General features: G+C 46.2%; 16 protein-coding genes. 15 read left to right on the top strand and 1 reads right to left on the bottom strand.

All coding sequences use genetic code 11. The annotated features are described in order from the left end of the window. From IKG78_RS11685 to IKG78_RS11755, 15 genes are all read left to right on the top strand, one after another. On the top strand, positions 1 to 696 hold a 696-nt coding region (locus tag IKG78_RS11685; protein ID WP_290943619.1), incomplete at its 5' end, for a succinate dehydrogenase/fumarate reductase iron-sulfur subunit. 376 nt (positions 697 to 1,072) lie between these two features. Next, on the top strand, positions 1,073 to 1,915 hold the full coding sequence (locus tag IKG78_RS11690) for an EcsC family protein (RefSeq protein ID WP_290943621.1): 843 nt from the start codon (positions 1,073 to 1,075) through the stop codon (positions 1,913 to 1,915). Positions 1,916 to 2,014: 99 nt separating this feature from the next. Continuing rightward, positions 2,015 to 3,310, top strand: coding sequence for a hypothetical protein (locus IKG78_RS11695; protein ID WP_290943623.1), 1,296 nt, complete (start codon positions 2,015 to 2,017; stop codon positions 3,308 to 3,310). Positions 3,311 to 3,575: 265 nt separating this feature from the next. Further along, complete coding sequence (locus IKG78_RS11700; protein WP_290943626.1) at positions 3,576 to 3,848, top strand: UPF0175 family protein; 273 nt, start codon at positions 3,576 to 3,578, stop codon at positions 3,846 to 3,848. 2 nt (positions 3,849 to 3,850) lie between these two features. Next, entirely contained in the window at positions 3,851 to 4,342 is a 492-nt protein-coding gene (locus IKG78_RS11705) for a hypothetical protein (RefSeq protein WP_290943628.1), read from the top strand. Between the two features lie 157 nt (positions 4,343 to 4,499). Next, positions 4,500 to 5,291 (top strand): amino acid ABC transporter substrate-binding protein, encoded by a 792-nt coding sequence (locus IKG78_RS11710; RefSeq protein WP_290943630.1) that lies wholly within the window; start codon positions 4,500 to 4,502, stop codon positions 5,289 to 5,291. Between the two features lie 71 nt (positions 5,292 to 5,362). After that, positions 5,363 to 6,022, top strand: a complete 660-nt coding sequence (locus IKG78_RS11715) for an amino acid ABC transporter permease (protein WP_290943632.1) — start codon at positions 5,363 to 5,365, stop codon at positions 6,020 to 6,022. Positions 6,023 to 6,030: 8 nt separating this feature from the next. After that, a complete protein-coding gene (locus IKG78_RS11720; protein WP_366075338.1) occupies positions 6,031 to 6,810 on the top strand; it encodes an amino acid ABC transporter ATP-binding protein in 780 nt (259 codons plus the stop codon). Between the two features lie 150 nt (positions 6,811 to 6,960). Continuing rightward, positions 6,961 to 7,869, top strand: a complete 909-nt coding sequence (locus IKG78_RS11725) for an outer membrane beta-barrel protein (protein WP_290943636.1) — start codon at positions 6,961 to 6,963, stop codon at positions 7,867 to 7,869. A gap of 16 nt (positions 7,870 to 7,885) precedes the next feature. Next, positions 7,886 to 8,647, top strand: a complete 762-nt coding sequence (locus IKG78_RS11730) for an outer membrane beta-barrel protein (protein WP_290943638.1) — start codon at positions 7,886 to 7,888, stop codon at positions 8,645 to 8,647. A 281-nt stretch (positions 8,648 to 8,928) separates the two neighbouring features. Next, a complete protein-coding gene (gene leuA2, locus IKG78_RS11735; RefSeq protein ID WP_290943640.1) occupies positions 8,929 to 10,485 on the top strand; it encodes a 2-isopropylmalate synthase LeuA2 in 1,557 nt (518 codons plus the stop codon). A 67-nt stretch (positions 10,486 to 10,552) separates the two neighbouring features. Further along, a complete protein-coding gene (locus IKG78_RS11740) occupies positions 10,553 to 10,918 on the top strand; it encodes a hypothetical protein (protein WP_290943642.1) in 366 nt (121 codons plus the stop codon). A gap of 29 nt (positions 10,919 to 10,947) precedes the next feature. Beyond that, positions 10,948 to 11,751, top strand: coding sequence for an FISUMP domain-containing protein (locus IKG78_RS11745; protein ID WP_290943645.1), 804 nt, complete (start codon positions 10,948 to 10,950; stop codon positions 11,749 to 11,751). 124 nt (positions 11,752 to 11,875) lie between these two features. After that, positions 11,876 to 14,200, top strand: a complete 2,325-nt coding sequence (locus IKG78_RS11750) for a GLUG motif-containing protein (protein WP_290943647.1) — start codon at positions 11,876 to 11,878, stop codon at positions 14,198 to 14,200. Between the two features lie 120 nt (positions 14,201 to 14,320). Further along, positions 14,321 to 15,814, top strand: a complete 1,494-nt coding sequence (locus tag IKG78_RS11755) for a pyridoxal phosphate-dependent aminotransferase (RefSeq protein WP_290943649.1) — start codon at positions 14,321 to 14,323, stop codon at positions 15,812 to 15,814. Between the two features lie 160 nt (positions 15,815 to 15,974). On the opposite strand, the gene IKG78_RS11760 is transcribed toward IKG78_RS11755, so the two are convergent. After that, positions 15,975 to 17,792 carry a glycoside hydrolase family 9 protein gene (locus IKG78_RS11760; RefSeq protein WP_290943651.1) on the bottom strand — a complete coding sequence of 606 codons (1,818 nt, stop codon included), beginning with the start codon at positions 17,790 to 17,792 and terminating at the stop codon, positions 15,975 to 15,977. Positions 17,793 to 17,812 lie beyond the last annotated feature (20 nt).

Raw genomic sequence — 17,812 nt, forward strand, 5'->3', positions numbered from 1 at the left:
AACGATGTTTCTCCGGACATGTCCTTCTTGGAAATGCTCGATATCGTGAACGAAGAACAGATGAAGCAGGGCAAGGAAGGCTTCGCTTTCGACCACGACTGCCGCGAAGGTATCTGTGGCATGTGCTCTCTCGTCATCAACGGTATGCCGCACGGCCCCGACCATGCGACCACCACTTGCCAGCTTCACATGCGCAAGTTCAAGGATGGCGATACCATCGTGATCGAACCGTGGCGTGCTGCCGCATTCCCGGTTCTCCGTGACTGCGTTGTTGATCGTACCGCTTTCGACCGCATTATCCAGGCTGGCGGTTTCGTTTCCGTCAACACCGGTGCCGCTCCTGAAGCTTCCACGATTCCGGTTCCGAAGGCTGATGCCGACCGCGCATTCGACGCTGCCGCTTGCATTGGTTGCGGTGCTTGCGTCGCTGCATGTAAGAACGCATCTGCTATGCTCTTCGTCTCTGCTAAGGTTTCTCACCTCAGCTTCTTGCCGCAGGGCAAGGTCGAAGCCAAGAAGCGCGTTTTGGCCATGGTCGCCCAGATGGACAAGGAAGGCTTCGGCAACTGCACGAACCTTTACGAATGCCAGGCTGCCTGCCCGAAGGGTATCACCGTGGATTACATCGCCAAGATGAACCGTGAATACCTCGGCGCAACAGTCACCTACGCCGAAAAGGTTTATGGCAAGGACTAGTAAACAGTGGTTAGTGGTTGGTGGTTAGGAATAGCCGCTGCCACTAGCTGTCATCCTAAGTGGAGAGGCGTAGCCTCGAAGTCGAAGGATCTAAAGCGTTAAAAAGGACCGCAGAAATGCGGTCCTTTTTTGTTTGGTGGGGGAGGTATCCCCCTCGCTATAGCCCCGGCCCCACCCTCATTGTCATGCCCGCGTAGGCGGGCATCTCCATTAGCCCGCCTTAGCCGGGTCTAGAGCCTGCCCCGCAACTGCTTCGTAAAAATGCATTTTTTTTCAATAAGCCTATGTTTGTAGAGCTTTTTGAAAATATTTAAGTTATTTTTTGAAGAGTAAAGAAAAGTTTAACTATTAATCTCAAATTTGTAAAGTGTTGAGTATGCCTTATAATTTATTACCATACGAAAAGAAGACCTTGAAAGAAATTAAACGTTGGAAACATCCCGAAGAAGATGGCTTTTTTGGCAAATTGGTCAAAGTTGTAAACGCTCCGATCAACAAGGCAGGAGAACTTGTTATGAATACTCCGGGTGTAGGAAACGTGATAAAAACGGTTGTTAGTGGCGTTACCAGCCTATGCAACGATGCTGCTCAATTTACGGTGCGTCAGGACGCGATTATTGAAGATTTCAAAAAGAAAGGCTGCAATGTAAATTGTATTGCAGATATCCCAAAACTAGAATTGAAAAAAATAGACGAAGTTGTCGGTTATTTAGCTGCAAAGTACAAAGGCTTAGCGGCTGCAGAGGGGGCTGCTACTGGGGCGTTAGGTTTACCAGGTATAGCTCCTGATTTAATTTCTATTATTTCTCTTAATTTGAGAGCTATTGGCGAGTATTGTTGTTATTATGGTTTCAACAATAATCTTCAAGAAGAACGCCTTTTTGCAATGAACGTGCTCTCCTATGCATCTTCTGCTGGTGATGCGAAAAAGGGGACTATTATGGCAAGCTTGGTAAAAATAAGCAGGGATGTAGCTGCGAAGAAATCGTGGGAAAAGTTAGAAGAGCATGCCATGGTTGTTGTTATAAAGAAAATTGCTGAATCACTTGGTGTAAGACTTACAAAGGCTAAACTTGCTCAAATTATTCCAGTGGCTGGTGCTGCTGTAGGCGGTGGATTTAATGCTTACTTTACCGCAAAGGTTTGCGAAACAGCGTCTTATTTGTATAGGGAACGCTTCTTGGCGAACAAGTATGATGAAACTCTTATTGTGGATTAGACTCTGTTTTCGAACAAGAAACTTGAACCGTTGATGGTTGAATAACAAGAAAATTTATAAAACATAGAATTTTAACATTTTAACCAAAAGGAGTACCATATGGGCTTTTTTAGTGGATTGCTTGAAAAAGGCTTGGATACTGTAAAGAATGTAGCCAAGGAAATGACTGACGCTCGTCCAATATTGGAGGGGGAATTTCCTGAAAAATTTTATTTTGACGGGGATAAAGCTATTATGGAAAAGGTCATTTCTCAGTTAAATGAATTGAAAGAATTGTCCTTGTATTTTGCCTTTACTACTGTAAATAGTTCGGATGTTGGAGGCTTGTTAGATAATTGGAATATGTACATCTTTGGAACTAAAAAAATTTTGATAAACTCTTCAAAAAAAGCATATGAATATATTGTTGATGGTTGTGTTTATGGCATTCGCGAGTATCATCAAAAAGAAAAACTAGATGCGAATGAAAAACGACAAATTTTATATACGGATAAATTAAATTTCTATATTGGAAAGGCCCCTTCTGAAGAAGAGTTGAAAAAACCTGATGAACGTGTGTTTGAAAAAACGTGTAACTATATTCATAGTTATTCCTATGAAGAGGAAAAAGTTGATTTAGTCAATAAACTATTTCAAGAAAAGATTATAGATTTTACGTCTGCTGAATTTAGAAGAATGTACGATGGACTATCCACTTATAAACAATGGGCGTGTGGAAGTTCCGCTTTTCTGAAAATGAAAAATAGTGGCGATGAGAGTGGAATACTTAAAAAATTGGAAGAAAAAATTCAGAATAGCCAAATAGATGATATCTTGGATAAGGCAAAAAATGGTATAGACAATCAATCAGTTGTATTAGTGGATAATAAGTATTCCGTGAATTTGGCAGATGGGTCTTGCTTAGAAATAGATCTTTATGATTGCCCTAAGGATTTTCAGTATGTTCAAGATGAGTCAATCTGCTTGAAATACACCAATGCTAGTGGCAATTATATTGCAATGCTTTATGTTAAGGGGGGGGCTTTTTACGTTCAATTTTATGCAGGTAGTGGTGAAATAAAAAATACAGTTTCCTTTTACAAGGAGTCTAGTGTTGGTAAGATTCCTGAATTTCCTAAAAGCTTAGCTGATGTACTTTATTTTGTGATGGATTCGAATACATTTGCCAAGAGATTTTTTGATATAAAATTCAAATTGATGAATTTGTACGAGGCAATGAGTTCTACAAAAATAAGAAACGCTTATATATCTTCGGAAAAAGATGCTGATGAAGCTCGTTTATTGAGGTTGGCGGAAAAAAAGAAGATCGTTGCTGAAGAACGTTCTAAGATTGCTGAACGGAAAGCTAAAGAAAATGAAGCTTGCCAAACAAAAAAAGCATTAGATGATTTTTAAAAACAGAATTGTGAAAAAATGTTTAAATTTGCATTTGTTTGGATTTTTTCATATTCATGATGTATGGTCTCTTCTAAGCCATCCGCAAATAGATGGTTTTGCTTTATATTGTCAACTCATAGGGGCTGTAGTTGGTTCTAGATAGTTCTTCCTAAGCGTTATACCCCAGGAGAAATTATCAAGGAACTACATCTAATGGCGGTGTGTAAACCAGCGAACTTGCCTTTTTCTCGATAAAAAGATATATTGAATACGGAGGTTTCCTATGCCGACAGTAACAATGGACATTCCGCAAGATATTGCTGACCTCATGGTATGCGATAATAAGAGCGACGAACTCCGTCGTAATGCGTTGCTGTTGTATCCGTTTATCAAGAACGAGACTATTTCCCATGGTCGAGCTGCGGAAATTCTGGGAATCTCCAAATGGGAACTCATCGAACTTTACGGAAGCGAGGGTATTCCCTATATCGACCAGAGCTGGGATGAAGCCGAACAGGATGCCGCCAACGTCATGGAACTCCTTTCCAAGAGGTAAGGATGATTGTTGTTTCTGATGCAACTCCGATTATTTCTTTCCTTAAAATTAATCGTCTAGACATCCTTGGAAAACTTTTTGGCGAAGTCCTGCTTCCAGAAGCTGTTTACGAAGAATTGACTTCTAACCAGGATTTTCTGGAAGAAGCCGAACAAGTGAAGTCCTGCGAGTTTTTCAAAAAGGTTTCCGTTAGCAACAGTAATGCGGTTGGCTTGTTGATGCGTGTGACCGGCTTGGATCTTGGCGAAAGTGAAGCCATCGTTTATTCTGACGAAAACAAAAGTGACCTTTTGATAGTTGACGAAGTTCGTGCAAGGCATGTCGCCACGACGATGAAACTGCGTATTACCGGCACGATTGGCATCTTGATTGCCGCTAACGAGAATGGCTTGTTGAACAAAGAAGAGGCGCTGGCTTGTGCCGAAATCCTTCGGAAGTCTAAAAGACATATCAGCGAAACGCTTCTAAATTCGTTCATTGAAAATTTGAAGTAGCCTCTCTTGTGTCGCATCTCCCTTTGTCGTTTCCTCCAAAAAATTGGCTGATTTTTCGGGCTTGCCCTCAGAAAAATTCTAATAGCATTTTTTACATATGTGGAAAATACTCCCTTTTTTCTAACTTTGGACCGAAACAAAAAAAAGGAGCATTATCGTGAATCTTTTCTCTCGTATTGCAATTACCGCATGTGCTGCAGCCGTTCTCTTTGCCTGCAACGATCAAAAGTCCGAATCCAAGTCCTCCGCCGATGACTCCTTCAACAAGGTCAAGGCCGCTGGCGTGTTCGTGCTCGGCCTCGACGATTCTTTCCCGCCGATGGGGTTCCGCGACAAGGACAACAACATCGTCGGTTTCGATATCGACCTTGCAACTGAAGTTTGCGCTCGTCTCGGCATCAAGCTCAAGACTCAGCCGATCTCTTGGGATGCCAAGGAACAGGAACTGAACACCGGCAAGATTGACTGCATTTGGAACGGCATGAGCGTTGACTCTGCACGTGCCAAGGTGATGAACTTGAGCGACGCTTACCTCAAGAACCGCATGATTTTCACGGTGAAGGACAAGGCGCTCGCAAACCTCGCTGCTCTTGCTGGCAAGAAGATTGCTGTGCAGAACGGTTCTACCGCACAGAAGTTGCTCGATGCATCCGAAGCGGGCAAGGCTGCCAAGGAAATCGTCCCGTTCGATGATAACCAGACGGCTCTCATGGATTTGGACAAGGGCGGTGTCGATGCCGTGTTCCTCGACGAAATCGTTGCCATGTACTGGATTGTCACGAACGCTAAGCCGTACGTCGTCTTGGAAGAAGGCCTCTCCGACGAAGTCTATGCTGTGGGCTTCCGCAAAAAGGATCAGGCTCTCCGCGATTCCGTGAACAACGTTCTCGCTGCGATGAAGGCTGACGGCAAGTTCGCAGCCATCTCCGCCAAGTGGTTCGGCAAATAGGTGTGGGCTCGCTCCCTACGGGAGCCTTGATGTTTGTGGGTGGCACAGTGCTCCTTTGAGGTTTTTCTTTTATGTCGGAATTATCAACGCTTTTGCCTATTCTCTGGGGCGGCTTCTGCACAACGCTCGCGATTTTCGCACTGACGCTCTTGTTCTCGATTCCGCTCGGCTTGCTCGTCGCGGTTCTCAAGATGAGCCGCTACCGCATTGTGCGTTATCCAGTTTCGTTCTATATCTCGGTGATGCGCGGCACTCCGCTTTTGCTCCAGATTGTGGCGATTTACTTTGGCTCGTATTACTTGAGCGAATACACGGGAGTGGCGTTATCGTTCGACCGTTTCCCGGCGGTGATTGTTGCGTTCTCGATAAACTACGCGGCGTACTTTGCTGAAATTTTCCGTGGCGGCATTCAGTCGATTCCGAAGGGCCAGTACGAGGCCGCGGCAATGCTCGGTCTTACACGCAGTCAGACCTTTTTTCGTATTATTCTCCCGCAGGTGGTTAAGCGCGTTGTGCCTGCAAGTGCAAACGAAGTCATTACGCTTGTGAAAGACACTTCCTTGGCGCAGGTGATTGCCGTGACGGAACTTTTCGCACTCGCGAAAAAGCAGCAGGCTGCCTACGCGAGCATTTATCCGTTGTTCGTGGCGGGCGTATTCTACTATGTGGCGAATTTGCTTTTGAGCGTGTTGTTCGCTTACGTTGAACGTAAACTGGATTACTACAAGTGAGGCGTGTCATGGATTCTGCTCCGATTCTTGAAGTCAAGCATTTAAAGAAGTCCTTTGGCGATTTGCATGTGCTCAAGGATATTTCGTTTGACCTCAAAGCGGGCGAGGTGCTTTCGATTATCGGGCCTTCGGGTTCTGGCAAGAGCACGCTTCTCCGTTGTCTGACTCAACTCGAAACTTTCGAGGTGGGCGAGGTGCGTGTCGATGGCAAGGACATGGTTATTCTTGGATCGAGCGTTGGTGGCAAAATCAAGTACGCTCCGGCAAAGACGCTCCGTGAAATTCGCCTTTCGACGGGACTTGTGTTCCAGAACTTTAACTTGTTCCCGCATTTGAACGTGCTTCAGAACTTGACGCTTGCGCCAATCCGCGTGCTCGGAGAAAATCGTGAAGATGCCTGCGCACTAGCACGTCGTTTGCTCAAGCAGATGGGCCTCGAAGGCAAGGAAAAGTCTTACCCGTGTGAACTCTCGGGCGGCCAACAGCAGCGCGTGTCCATTGCGCGTGCGCTTGCTTTAAAGCCGAAAATTCTCTTTTTCGACGAACCGACAAGTGCTTTGGACCCGGAACTCACAGGCGAAGTTCTCAAGATTATCAAGAATCTTGCCGAAGATCGCATGACGATGGTCATCGTGACTCACGAAATGGCTTTTGCTCGCGATGTCGCTCACAAGGTTATTTTTATGGACCAGGGCGTGGTCGTGGAACAGGGAACTCCGGACTTTGTGTTCAACCAGTCGCAGAACAAGCGACTCAGTTCCTTTTTGGAACGCTTTTCAAGAACTTGATTAAAAAATGGAATGTCCTGTTTTTTGCAAATTTGCGTTTAAAGGGGAAATTTCTTTTTTAAACTTGTTTTTGTTTGTATTTTTTTTGTAATTTATAAAAAAATTAGGGGTGTTTGTTTAGAAAAGTTAAAGTTATCCTAAGGAGTAGGAATGAAAAAATTCATAATTGCATCCGCTATTGCCATGTGCCTTTGCTCAAATGCTTTTGCTGAAGATGATGGCTATGGTAACGACATCCCACCTGCAAGGCAGGAAGGCACCGTTGATGACGGTTATGGGAACAAACTTCCGGCGTACGGTCAAACCGAATACAAGAGCTTTGAAGAAGCCCGAGCTTCATCTAAAGGCAATAATACGCGTCCGTCACTGCTTTTGGGTATTCATTTGGGTATTGGTTATGCCGCCATGTACGATTACCCGACGGATGAAGATTTCATTTGGGAATTTGGTAAGAATGACTGGTCCGGTGTATCCATGGATCTCGGTCTTGTGTTCAAATATCGTATCAATGCCTTATTTACCTTTGTACCCGAAGTGAATTTCGGCATGGATTACATCTTGGAAGAGTTTGAAAAACAGGGAATGAGTGGTGTTGGTTATGATGATGATTTTGGCTATTATAAGGTAAATGAGTCCCGAACGCTCTTCAATCTCAACATTCCGCTTGCGCTCCGTTTGACGGTTCCTTTTGTTTATCTTGAAGGTGGTGTGCGTCTTAGCTTCAATTTGGGAACGTCGCATGATTACGAATATACAGACGAAAATGGTAATGCCTTGCGTCGTCTCGATGAAAACCATCAGCTTGAGGATGTTAAAGTTTATGCAGGGGATTGGAAAGTCAAAACTTTTATTACCTCGGCTCTTGCGGGTATAGGCACCACAATGCGTATCAATGGTCATGAATGTGATTTTGGTGTTCGTGTCATTTGGGATCTCATCGGAGTGAACGAATACGACAAGCTTTATTACGACATTGATGACTCCAAGCTTTTAAAACTTGTTGAAAATAATTCGAAGTTGTACACCATTCAGTTTGTATTTAACTACTTCTTTGGTTAGTGTTTAAGATTTGATCATGAGAGCGTTCATCCTTGCAGTCGCAATTGCCTTGCTCTTTAGTACAAATGCTTTGGCTAAAGACGATCCTGAGCCGTTACTCCGTATGGGCTTTCATTTTGGCTTCGGACCTACGGGCTATTGGGATACTCCGCCTAAGTATCTTGTAGATGAAGACGATTGGGGAGGCTTTGCGGCTGATTTGGGTCTTGTGTTCAAACTTAATATAAATGAAACACTACATCTCTTGTTAGAATTGGACCTTGGCATCAATGAGGTTTTCAGAAATCTGTCTTGGGTATCGCAAAATGTTACTTATACGGAAGAGGAGACGCGCACCATTTTTAAATTTAACGTGCCGATTCTCTTTCGATTCAATCCGATAGATTTTGTTTATGTCGATGCGGGGGCTCAACTCAATTATAATTTGGAAACCGCGCAAACAAAGGATTACAAGAACAGAGACGGTTATAAGGTTCGTTCTGTTGAACGCGAAAAAGAATCTTTGGAAAAATGGAAAGTCAAGGGCGAGGTTACGTCTCTTGTGTTTGGTTTTGGCTTGTGCGGGCGTTCTGGAGATTTTGGCGTTCGATTTATTCTGGATTTAGACCGAATTCACAAGAACGATGAAATCCGCTATTATTACGATGGCGATGAAATTTTGGCTTATGACGATTACGTGAAAAGTTCATCAGAGAAAAAACGAGTGAAACCTGTCATTGCTGAAAACAAGACGAAAATGTGGACTATTCAGTTTGTCATCAATTATTTCTTTCTCTAATGGGGTCTTGTCAAAAAATGATTTGGATTAATATCTCCCTTGCCATTTCCCTCGAATCTTTGTATATTCATGCACATGAGAAAAATCTTGAACCTTCTACTTCTACTTGGCATCGCTAACGAAGCGAGGGTTTAGGGATTTTTCAAAGATTTTCAAACGAATTTCAACCTAAAAGCGCCCGCTTCGAGAACGAAGCGGGTTCTTTTGTTAATGCGAAATTCTATTTTTGAATTGAAAAACTAAAGGAACTTTGCGGTCTTGAAGCCGGCAAGGAGATAAAAATGACTGAATCGAGAAAACCATTCTTCTATGACGTAACACTGCGTGATGGCAACCAGGCTCTTCCGAAGCCGTGGAACAACGCCCAGAAAAAAGATGTTTATCTGTTGCTCTTGAAGCTCGGTGTGCAAGGGGCCGAAGTCGGGTTCCCGGCATCGAGCGAAATGGATTTTGAATCGGTCATGGAACTTGCAAAGCTCACCGCTCAGATGGCTTCTGAAGGTGACGAAACGGCAAAGAGCGTCGTGGTTTCTGGCCTTGCCCGCTGCATCGAAAGCGATATCCAGCGTTGCTGGGAAGCAGTCCAGTACGCACCGCATCCGCGTATCCACACGTTCCTCGCGACAAGTCCCCTCTCCATGGAAAACGTGCTGCGCATGACTCCTGAACAAGTGAAGGAAAGGGCCGTGCGTTGTGTCAAGCTTGCCAAGTCGTTGGTCGGGGAGCGCGGCGATGTGGAATTCAGTGCCGAACATTTTGGTGACTGCCTCGAAAACATGGACTTTGTGATTGACGTTCTGAAGGCTGTTGTCGAAGCGGGCGCTACGACGATCAACCTGCCGAACACGGTGGAACGCTACCGCCCGAAGCTCTATGTGGATCAGGTCAAGCAGGTCTATGAAGCTCTGCCCAAGAACATCACGATTTCCGTGCACTGCCACAACGACCTCGGCATGGCGACTGCGGCGACCGTCGAAAGTTTTTTTGTCGGTGCAACGCAGCTCGAAGTCGCTTTGAACGGTCTCGGCGAACGCTGCGGCAACACGAATTTCTACGAAGTTGCGATTGGCTTGCACAACTCCGGTGTCGATACGGGGCTGCATCTGGAACGCATTTACGAAACCGCGATTCTCATCAGCCATTGGAGCGGCGTGCCTATATACATTCGCGCTCCGTTGATCGGAACCGAAGCCATTGTCCACCGCAGCGGCATCCATCAGGATGGAGCTTCCAAGACGAAGGACATGAAGAAGGGCGCTTACCGTCCGATTGATTACTCTATCATCGGCCGTAACCAGAACGATACGCTCAGCTTTACAAGCCAGAGCGGCCGCACCGCCGTGTATGAAATCATCACGAAGTTCGGTTACAAGATGACTTTGCAAGAAGCTTCCATGCTGCAGCCCATCCTCAAGCAGTTGAGCGAAAAGGAAGGCGAACTCAGCGCCGAACGTGTGCTGGACGTGTTCCGCGAACAGCGCGTGAACGTGAACGGTCGCTTGGTGTTCAACAACATCGAAGTCATCCCGGACGAGAACCGCTTCATTTTCCATTTCAAGAAGGATGGCGAAGCTTTGGTGAAGTCCGTGACGGCTGAAGGCCCCATCGAGGCAGCTCTTATGCTTATGCGTGAAATCGGCATGCCGGTGGAACTTGTGAAGTACCGCCAGCTCGTCGTTCCTGAAAAGGACAAGTTGTGGGCCGGCCGTGGCTTAAGCCGCATCGTCTTGAAGGCAAATGGCGAAGAAGTCGAAGGCCGCGGCGTCTCTAGCGATACGCTCAAGGCGAACATGCGAGCCCTCTTCGGCGGTGTGAACTTGCTGTACAAGAAGGCATAAAACGTCATGGCGGACTAAGGTTGGTGAGCCTGCCGAACCATCCGCCATCTCGTCACCAAAGGAGAAAATGATGTTAGAACAACTGAAACGCCCTTTCAAAAAAGTTTACGGCAAGGTACGCTCGTATGTCAGCCGTTTTGTCGGACCCGTCAAGGATTCAGTGTCTAAGTTGTTCGCGCTGGTTCCCGGATTCAAGGCTTTTGCCGGTTCCGAAGATTTGGCGGATGCAAATGATGCTCCCGTGGATGGCGAAAATGCAGAGGGCAAAGCCGTAAAGCTTGGCCTTCGTGCTCGTCTCAAGAACTTCAAGCAGTCGCTCAAGGGCTTGAGCGATGTCCAAAAACTTTTACTCTTGACGATTGCCGTCGTGCTCCCTGCGGGCATACTCATCGCCGTTGCTCTTGCGAGTTTCTTGAAAAAACGCAAGAAGTAATTTAAGTTTTTGTTTGGAATAAAATAGGTATGCAACGCATCCTGACGATTCTTGTGTTTATTGCAATGTTCTTTTTGATTGCTTGTTTAGATCAAAAGAACGAAAAAAAATCGGCTGAAGATTCTTTGGAATTTATTTTCAAAATTGAAGATAAGATTACTGCTTATGGTAAAATAAGGGATAGAAAAGCTGCTGAAAAATTGTTGGAAAAAGTTTCGCCCACAAAAATTGTTGAGGAAATTTTTGAGGATAGTCGAGACAGTGTAAAGTACAAGACTGTTAAAATAGGTGATCAGTGGTGGATGGCTGAAAACCTGAAATATAAACAGGGAGAGGCCGCCTGCTATAAAAATGATTCCGCTAATTGTAAAAAGTATGGTCGCCTCTATTCATGGGACGAAGCCGAAGAAGCTTGCCCTCCGGGTTGGCATTTGCCGCAGGTGAACGAGGTTGAAACTCTTTTGAAAAATGCTGGCGGCGTTCAAGATGATGAGAAAAAGTCTTTATGGCATAATGCCGGTTATTTCTTGAAATCTAAGACGGGATGGCAAGATTATGATGAGGGGGTGAGTGGAAGTGGTTTTGATGTGTTCGGTTTTTCGGCTATAGCGGCAGGCAGGTTTGGTGATGATTTCCTTGGCTTTTATTATTTGAATGTTGGAGCTTGGTTCATTGTGTCGCGTAAAAATGCTTCATGTCGTTTCAATATGCTGTTAATGGGCTTTGATTCGGGCAATGCGACTTTATTCAGTGATGACGGAAGCTCTAGAAACGATGGTATTTTGGGTAAGATGGACAAAGATCGGTATTCCGTCCGTTGTGTGAAAGATTAATGTTGTTGCACTACTTGGTGGACCACCATTTGGTGTTGTTTTTTTTACAACAAATTCTACTTGCTGTGGTACGGTTGCAATGTAAAAAAATTGTATTTTGCGTGGTATAAAAGGAGAAATTTATATGCCTCGTGTTTTACCATTGCTATTTCTTGTTCCGGTTGTTTCTTTTGCGACTAGTGGAAACATGGCTGGGTCTGGTACTAAAGCTGATCCGTGGCAAGTCGCGGACTACGAAGATTTAAAAAAGGTAGGCGTATCCCCCTATACGATGAACGGACATTACCGTCTTGTGGCAGATATTGATGCGAGTGCTTCGAAAACGGAAACTTTTACAGGTGAAAAGGAATCGACGATAAGCGGCTTCAAGCCGATAGGGAATCTTTATCCATCTACAACATCTTTGGCTGCCGGAGATTCGACTGTGAAATCTTGGTCGGTTCCTTTTTCGGGAACGTTCAATGGGGCTGGGCATAAAATCAGCAATTTGAAGATGGTCCATTTCGTTGAAGCGAGTACGGGTTTGTTCTCCTCGCTTGATTCTACAGCGCGGCTGGATAGCCTCACGCTTAAGAGTTATTACTTCAAGGGAATTTATTCTGGCGGCGTAGCGGGAGTGAATCGCGGAACGATCAATGAAGTGCATATTGATACGGATACGCTTAGTTTTGTGACTTCTGCGGGTGGCTTTGTGAGCGAAAACTATGGCACGATTACGAATAGTAGTTTTTCGGGAACGATTTCGGGGGCGTATGTGGGTGGTATTGCTTACGATAATTTCGGTACGATTTCCAAGTGCAATGTAGTCCTTAAAAATGGCGATTTTTCGGGAATGCCGACCATGTTTGGTGGAATTGCATATCGCAGCAAGGGGACTATTGCGGATTGCAAGGCATCGGGCGAAATTAGTGCTTCTGTGAATATTGGCGGTATTGCGTCCATGAACTATGGCGTTGTGCAACGTTGTTCGTCGTCCGTGAATATTCAAGGGGCGGGGGGTACGAATAACATGGGACTGACCCTCAATAACATAGGCGCTTTGGGCGGACTCGTCGCTATTGATAGCGGTAAAATTTATAATTCCCATGCAAACGGTAATGTTACGGCGACTCAAAGTAATGCCGGTGGGCTTGTTGGCGTTGCGTTCGGCGAAATTTCGGGATGCAGTGCTTCGGGAAAAGTACTTGCTAATGCGACAAGCGGTTCGTTTGTCGGTACGAACAGAGGAAAGATTGATAGTAGTTTTGCAACGGGAAAAATTGTCGGTTCTGCTTATCTTGGTGGCTTTGCCGGCTATAACTATGGTGAAATTCGCAATTCGTATGCGACGGGCGATGTCGATGAATCCGCGTCAACTGCTGGTGGCTTTGTTGCTAAGAACGAAACTACGGGGATTCTCGAAAACTGCTATGCTACGGGTAACATCAATGGATATGTGAATTTGGGAGGTTTTGCCGGTGAAAATACGGGAAGGATTTCGAAGTCGCATTCCGTGGGGCATGTCCAAGGGGGGACTAATTTAGGTGGCTTCATCGGTAAGCAAGAAGGAGGCTCGACAGAATTGTCATATTCGACGGGCTCGATTTATGGCGAAATTTGTGTAGGCGGATTTGTCGGCTCGGTCACGAACTCTTCTATCGATCAAAGCTATTCGACGGGGGACGTGCTTGAAGGGTATGTCGAAGCTTCGGGTTTTGCGTCTGTTCTCAGAAATTCCAGTGTGACGAATTCGTTCTCGACAGGGAATGTCTATTCGGCAGAATCCGATTATTATCAAGCGAGTTCATTTATCTCTCTTAACGATTCTTCGTCTGTCGTAAAAAACAGCTTTTCTATGGGGGCCGTGTCAAATTCTGCTGCGAATGTGAATAAAGTTTGTGCAATGGAAATGCTTCATGGAGTGGATGGATATTATTGGAATGTGTCTAATTGCTCTGTTATAGATACAGCGAATTATGGAATTTCGCTTACAAGTGAACAGATGAAATCTCGTGGGAGTTTTAGCAAATTTGATTTCGATAAAATTTGGTCGTTTGAATCCGGAGCATCGTTCCCGACTTTGAAAAGCGTTTCGTTTGTCGCCGAAAAGAAGGATTCGACGGGATTCTTTGGAAGCGATCCTGAACGTTACGTTCCGTCAGACAATCCGTCGGGGCCGCGTATTGGGGTAAAACCGTCTAGTCCGTCGAAGGCTCGTTTGAGGGCTCCGTTCTCTTGCCGTTATGAGCAGGGGGCTATGCATGTGTCGTTTGCTGCTATGCATACTGGGAAGGTCGATGTTCGCATTCTTGGTTTTAACGGACGTGAAGTGGGCCGTTATTCGAATGTTCATGATGCGGGAACGCACGACGTTCGTTTTGACGCATCACGCATGGGCAAAGGGCGTTACTTGGCGGTGCTTCGTTTTGATGGAAAAATAGCGGGTAAAGCATCGTTCGTAAAAAAATAGTGCGATCGGATTAATGAAGATTTATTTATAATTCACAAAATCGGTGTGCAATTGGGTGCATCGATTTTTTTTTGATTCAGGTGTTGTTTTACTTTTTGTTTTTCTAAATTTCCCATATTCATGTTATCTTCTCGATTGCCCAAAGATTTATCCCCGTCGCCGTTCTTTGCAGAATTGGAACGCGCTAAAGCCGATGTGCTTGCGAAGTGTGAAAATTCAGAAGCTCTCCCGTTTATCGACATGACGGTGAGCAGCCCGCTTCGTGTGGGCTTGCCGTTTGATTTGGCTCCTGCAATTGATGAAGCGAAAGCTGAATTTGGAACGTGGGTGGCTGATGCCGCTGGTCGTCGGAATGCTCGCGAGGCGGTGGTGGAGTATTACCGCGAACGCGGTGGCAATTTTACTGCTGGGCAGATTATTTTGACGGCAAGTACAAGCGAAGCTTATTCCGTGCTGTTCAAGACGTTCTGCGATCCGGGCGATGTGATTCTCACGCCAATGCCTGGCTATCCGCTGCTCGATACGCTTGCGCAGTTGGAACATCTCGAATGCGCTCCGTACTTTCTTAAAATTAGACGAGAGAACGCTCGCAGGCTCGCTACAGACGAGAGACGAGAGTGTGCGCGTTCTTGCAATGACAAAATTGCGGCAAAAAACAGCGTCGTTCTGAGCGGAGCGAAGAATCCAGTAAAATCTTCCTTCCGCTTTGTTCTAGATACCGACAGTTTGCTTGCTGCTCCCGAACGTGCGAAAATTTTGCTGCTCGTCTCGCCGCATAATCCGACGGGACATTGCGTTTCGCGTGAAGAATGGAATGCTGCGGTCCGCTTCTGCGAAGAAAACGACATGATTCTTGTTGTCGATGAAGTCTTTGGCGATTATGCATTCTCGGATAAAGTCACGCGTACTTGGCAGTATGTATTAGACGAGGGAACGCTCGCAGGCTCGCTACAGACGAGAGACGAGAGAGAAAATGTTATCCTCGACCGAAGGGAGGGGGAACAATCTCATTTAAATGTTGAGCCGGAGATTGCTTCGAGTGCAGTGCACTCTCGCAATGACAATGTGGAGCAAGAAAACGATGCGTTTTGGGATGCTGGCGGAGGCGATTTTGTCAACCTTCCCGAAGACGGTCCGAAGTGTCCGATTTTCTGGTTGAACGGTTTAAGCAAAGCGGTTGGCTCGCCGCAGCTCAAACTGGGCTGGATGGCGTTCTACGCTCCGCGAGAAAATTTCGAAGAAATTCGTGCGGCCCTTGAATTTGTTGAAGATGCTTATTTGAGTGTGTCCGCCCCTGCACAGTCTTTAGCGCGCCCTATGCTAGCGGCATCCGCTGTTTACGAATTGCGCATTCGTGAACGGCTCTCGACAAATTGGCAGACGCTTCGCGAAGCGTTTCCGAGCAAGTACTGCCCCGAAGTGCTTGGTGGTTGGTACGCTGTTGTGCGTCTTGGCGAAGACGACGAAGAAATCACGCTTCGCCTGTTGCGTGAAAAGCATGTGCTTGTGCAGCCGGGCTTCTTCTTTGATTTTGACGAAGACGGCTGGGTGGTCATTTCGCTATTGCAAGAACCAGCACTGTTCAAAGAAGCGATTCACCGCATTCTTCAATAAAAAAAGCTCGTCGTCAATATGTCACCCCGGATTTATTCCTGGGTCAGCATACATCTTTTTTCCAAAAAAAGCCCTCGCTTTTGCGAGGACTTCTAAGTTTTATTAGTTTGCAGCTTTGCTGCGATTATAGTCCTAAAACCTAAGACCTATAACCTAACTCCTAATAACAGTTCACCTTGAACGTCTTGGATTCGTTCTTGGACATGACCTTGATAATCTTCAAGCCCTTGTCCTGGAGGTTTACGTTCAGGCTTTGGCCCTTGCTGAGGACTTCCTGTTCAAGTTTGCCGTTGAGGCCGTAAACATGAACCTTGAAAGCTTCGTTATTAGCGCTGCTGATTGTGATAGAGGACGTATTGCGAACGAGGCTGAATGCATTCGTGCTCGAAATGCGGCCAGAGATGATTCCTTCGTTCTTCTTTTTCTCTTCCTCTTCTTTCTTCTTGCGTTCTTCTTCTTCGCGTTTCTTCTTGTCTTCTGGGCTTTCGACGTCGCTGCCAACGCTATCGACCGGGGCCTTCTTGCTCAAGATGTAACCGAGCGCACCGACGAGAGGAGCGTTAATGTCAACGCAGACTTCGTTCACTTGCCAGTTGGAAACGTTACCGTCATGGCTTCCGCTATTGAAGTTGCCTGCAATCATGCCGCCCAAGAGCTTGTTCTTTTCGGGGGCCGAACCTACGCCGTTGACATCGCGACCAGGATCTTCGTTGCCGTAGTAGCCGCGGTGGTGCGGTCTCGTAGGAGCCTTGGCTCCATTGCGGGTAAAGCCTACGACGTAGGATTTCTTGTCGTTGTTGTCGCCAAGGAGGTAGGCGATGTTCTTTTCAATAAGGTTATCGTAGGATTTGTCTTTAGAGAATTTGGCGTAGAGTGCGTACAAGAATGCGCCGCCAGACGGAGAGCGTGTGGGGAACCCAGATTCTTTGGCGTCCTTGACGAAAATATCCTTGTTCTTGTCTTGTGGCTGATTATACATGCTTTCAAGGTAGTTCTCGCTGCCGGCGAGGTCTCCCTGCGGATGCCAATTGAAATAGAATTCTCCCAAAATGTAAGTAATCGGGCTTGCGTCAGAATAGCTTAATCGAGTCCAGCTATTCTTTTCAAAGTTAACCTTGTTGTAATATTTTTTTGCTTCAGTTACGTAAGAGGAATCCAAGGTTGTGCGATAAAGTTCCATGGCTGCAAGGCACGGACCGTCTTCGTAGATGCCCTGCCACCAGCTTTTTTCGTAGAAGCCCTGGGAATTTGTAACGCCATTTTTCTTCTTGGCGTAGGCAAAAGCGGTTTTTGCCGCCTTCAAGTATTTTTCACGGGCGGTGGAATCGGGGTCGATACGAGCCATGACGGCGAGCATTGCCGCTGCCATACCCGGTGTGTAAGAGTCGTCTGCGGTTGCTGTGATATCGCGCGGTTCGCCACCGTCGCCGTTTCCGAGCTTGCTCATGGCGCCTGCGGTCACCCACTTGTTGTGGTCCTTGTTGCCGTCACCCTTCACAGTCACAAAGTGACCGTCGTCAATGGCTGCCTTGACCCAGAAGTCGGCTTCGTAACGGAGTTCTTCGAGAAGGTCTCGCACATCGTTTGGCTTACCGCCCTTGCGGGTGTAGTCCTTGCTGGCCTTGTAGTCCGTATAGTCGCCCGTATAAAGGTCGTAGAAACCCTTGGTGAATTCAGCAAAGCTGAGGGCCAAAACGTAGGAGGCAAAACCTTGGCTCTGTCCGTACATCACGTGGTCACCGCAGTCGAACCAGCCGCCGCTCACGTCTTTTCCGTTGTATTTGTCACCTGTAAAGCTAGTCGGGTTGTTCGTGCCGTCGAGAATCCAGTTCGGCCCTTGGCCGGAGCGCTGGGCTCCGTAGAATCGGGTGGTCATCCATGCGGCTTCGATGAAATCATCGTCGCTTAGGCCCGCAAAACTATCTGTGAATGCAAATCCACAAACGGCAAGGCTTGCCAAAAATGTCTTTTTTAACATACTCATCCTCAAAAGGTTAC

Origin of the sequence: Fibrobacter sp., assembly GCF_017545445.1 — a bacterium.
Classification (GTDB): domain Bacteria; phylum Fibrobacterota; class Fibrobacteria; order Fibrobacterales; family Fibrobacteraceae; genus Fibrobacter.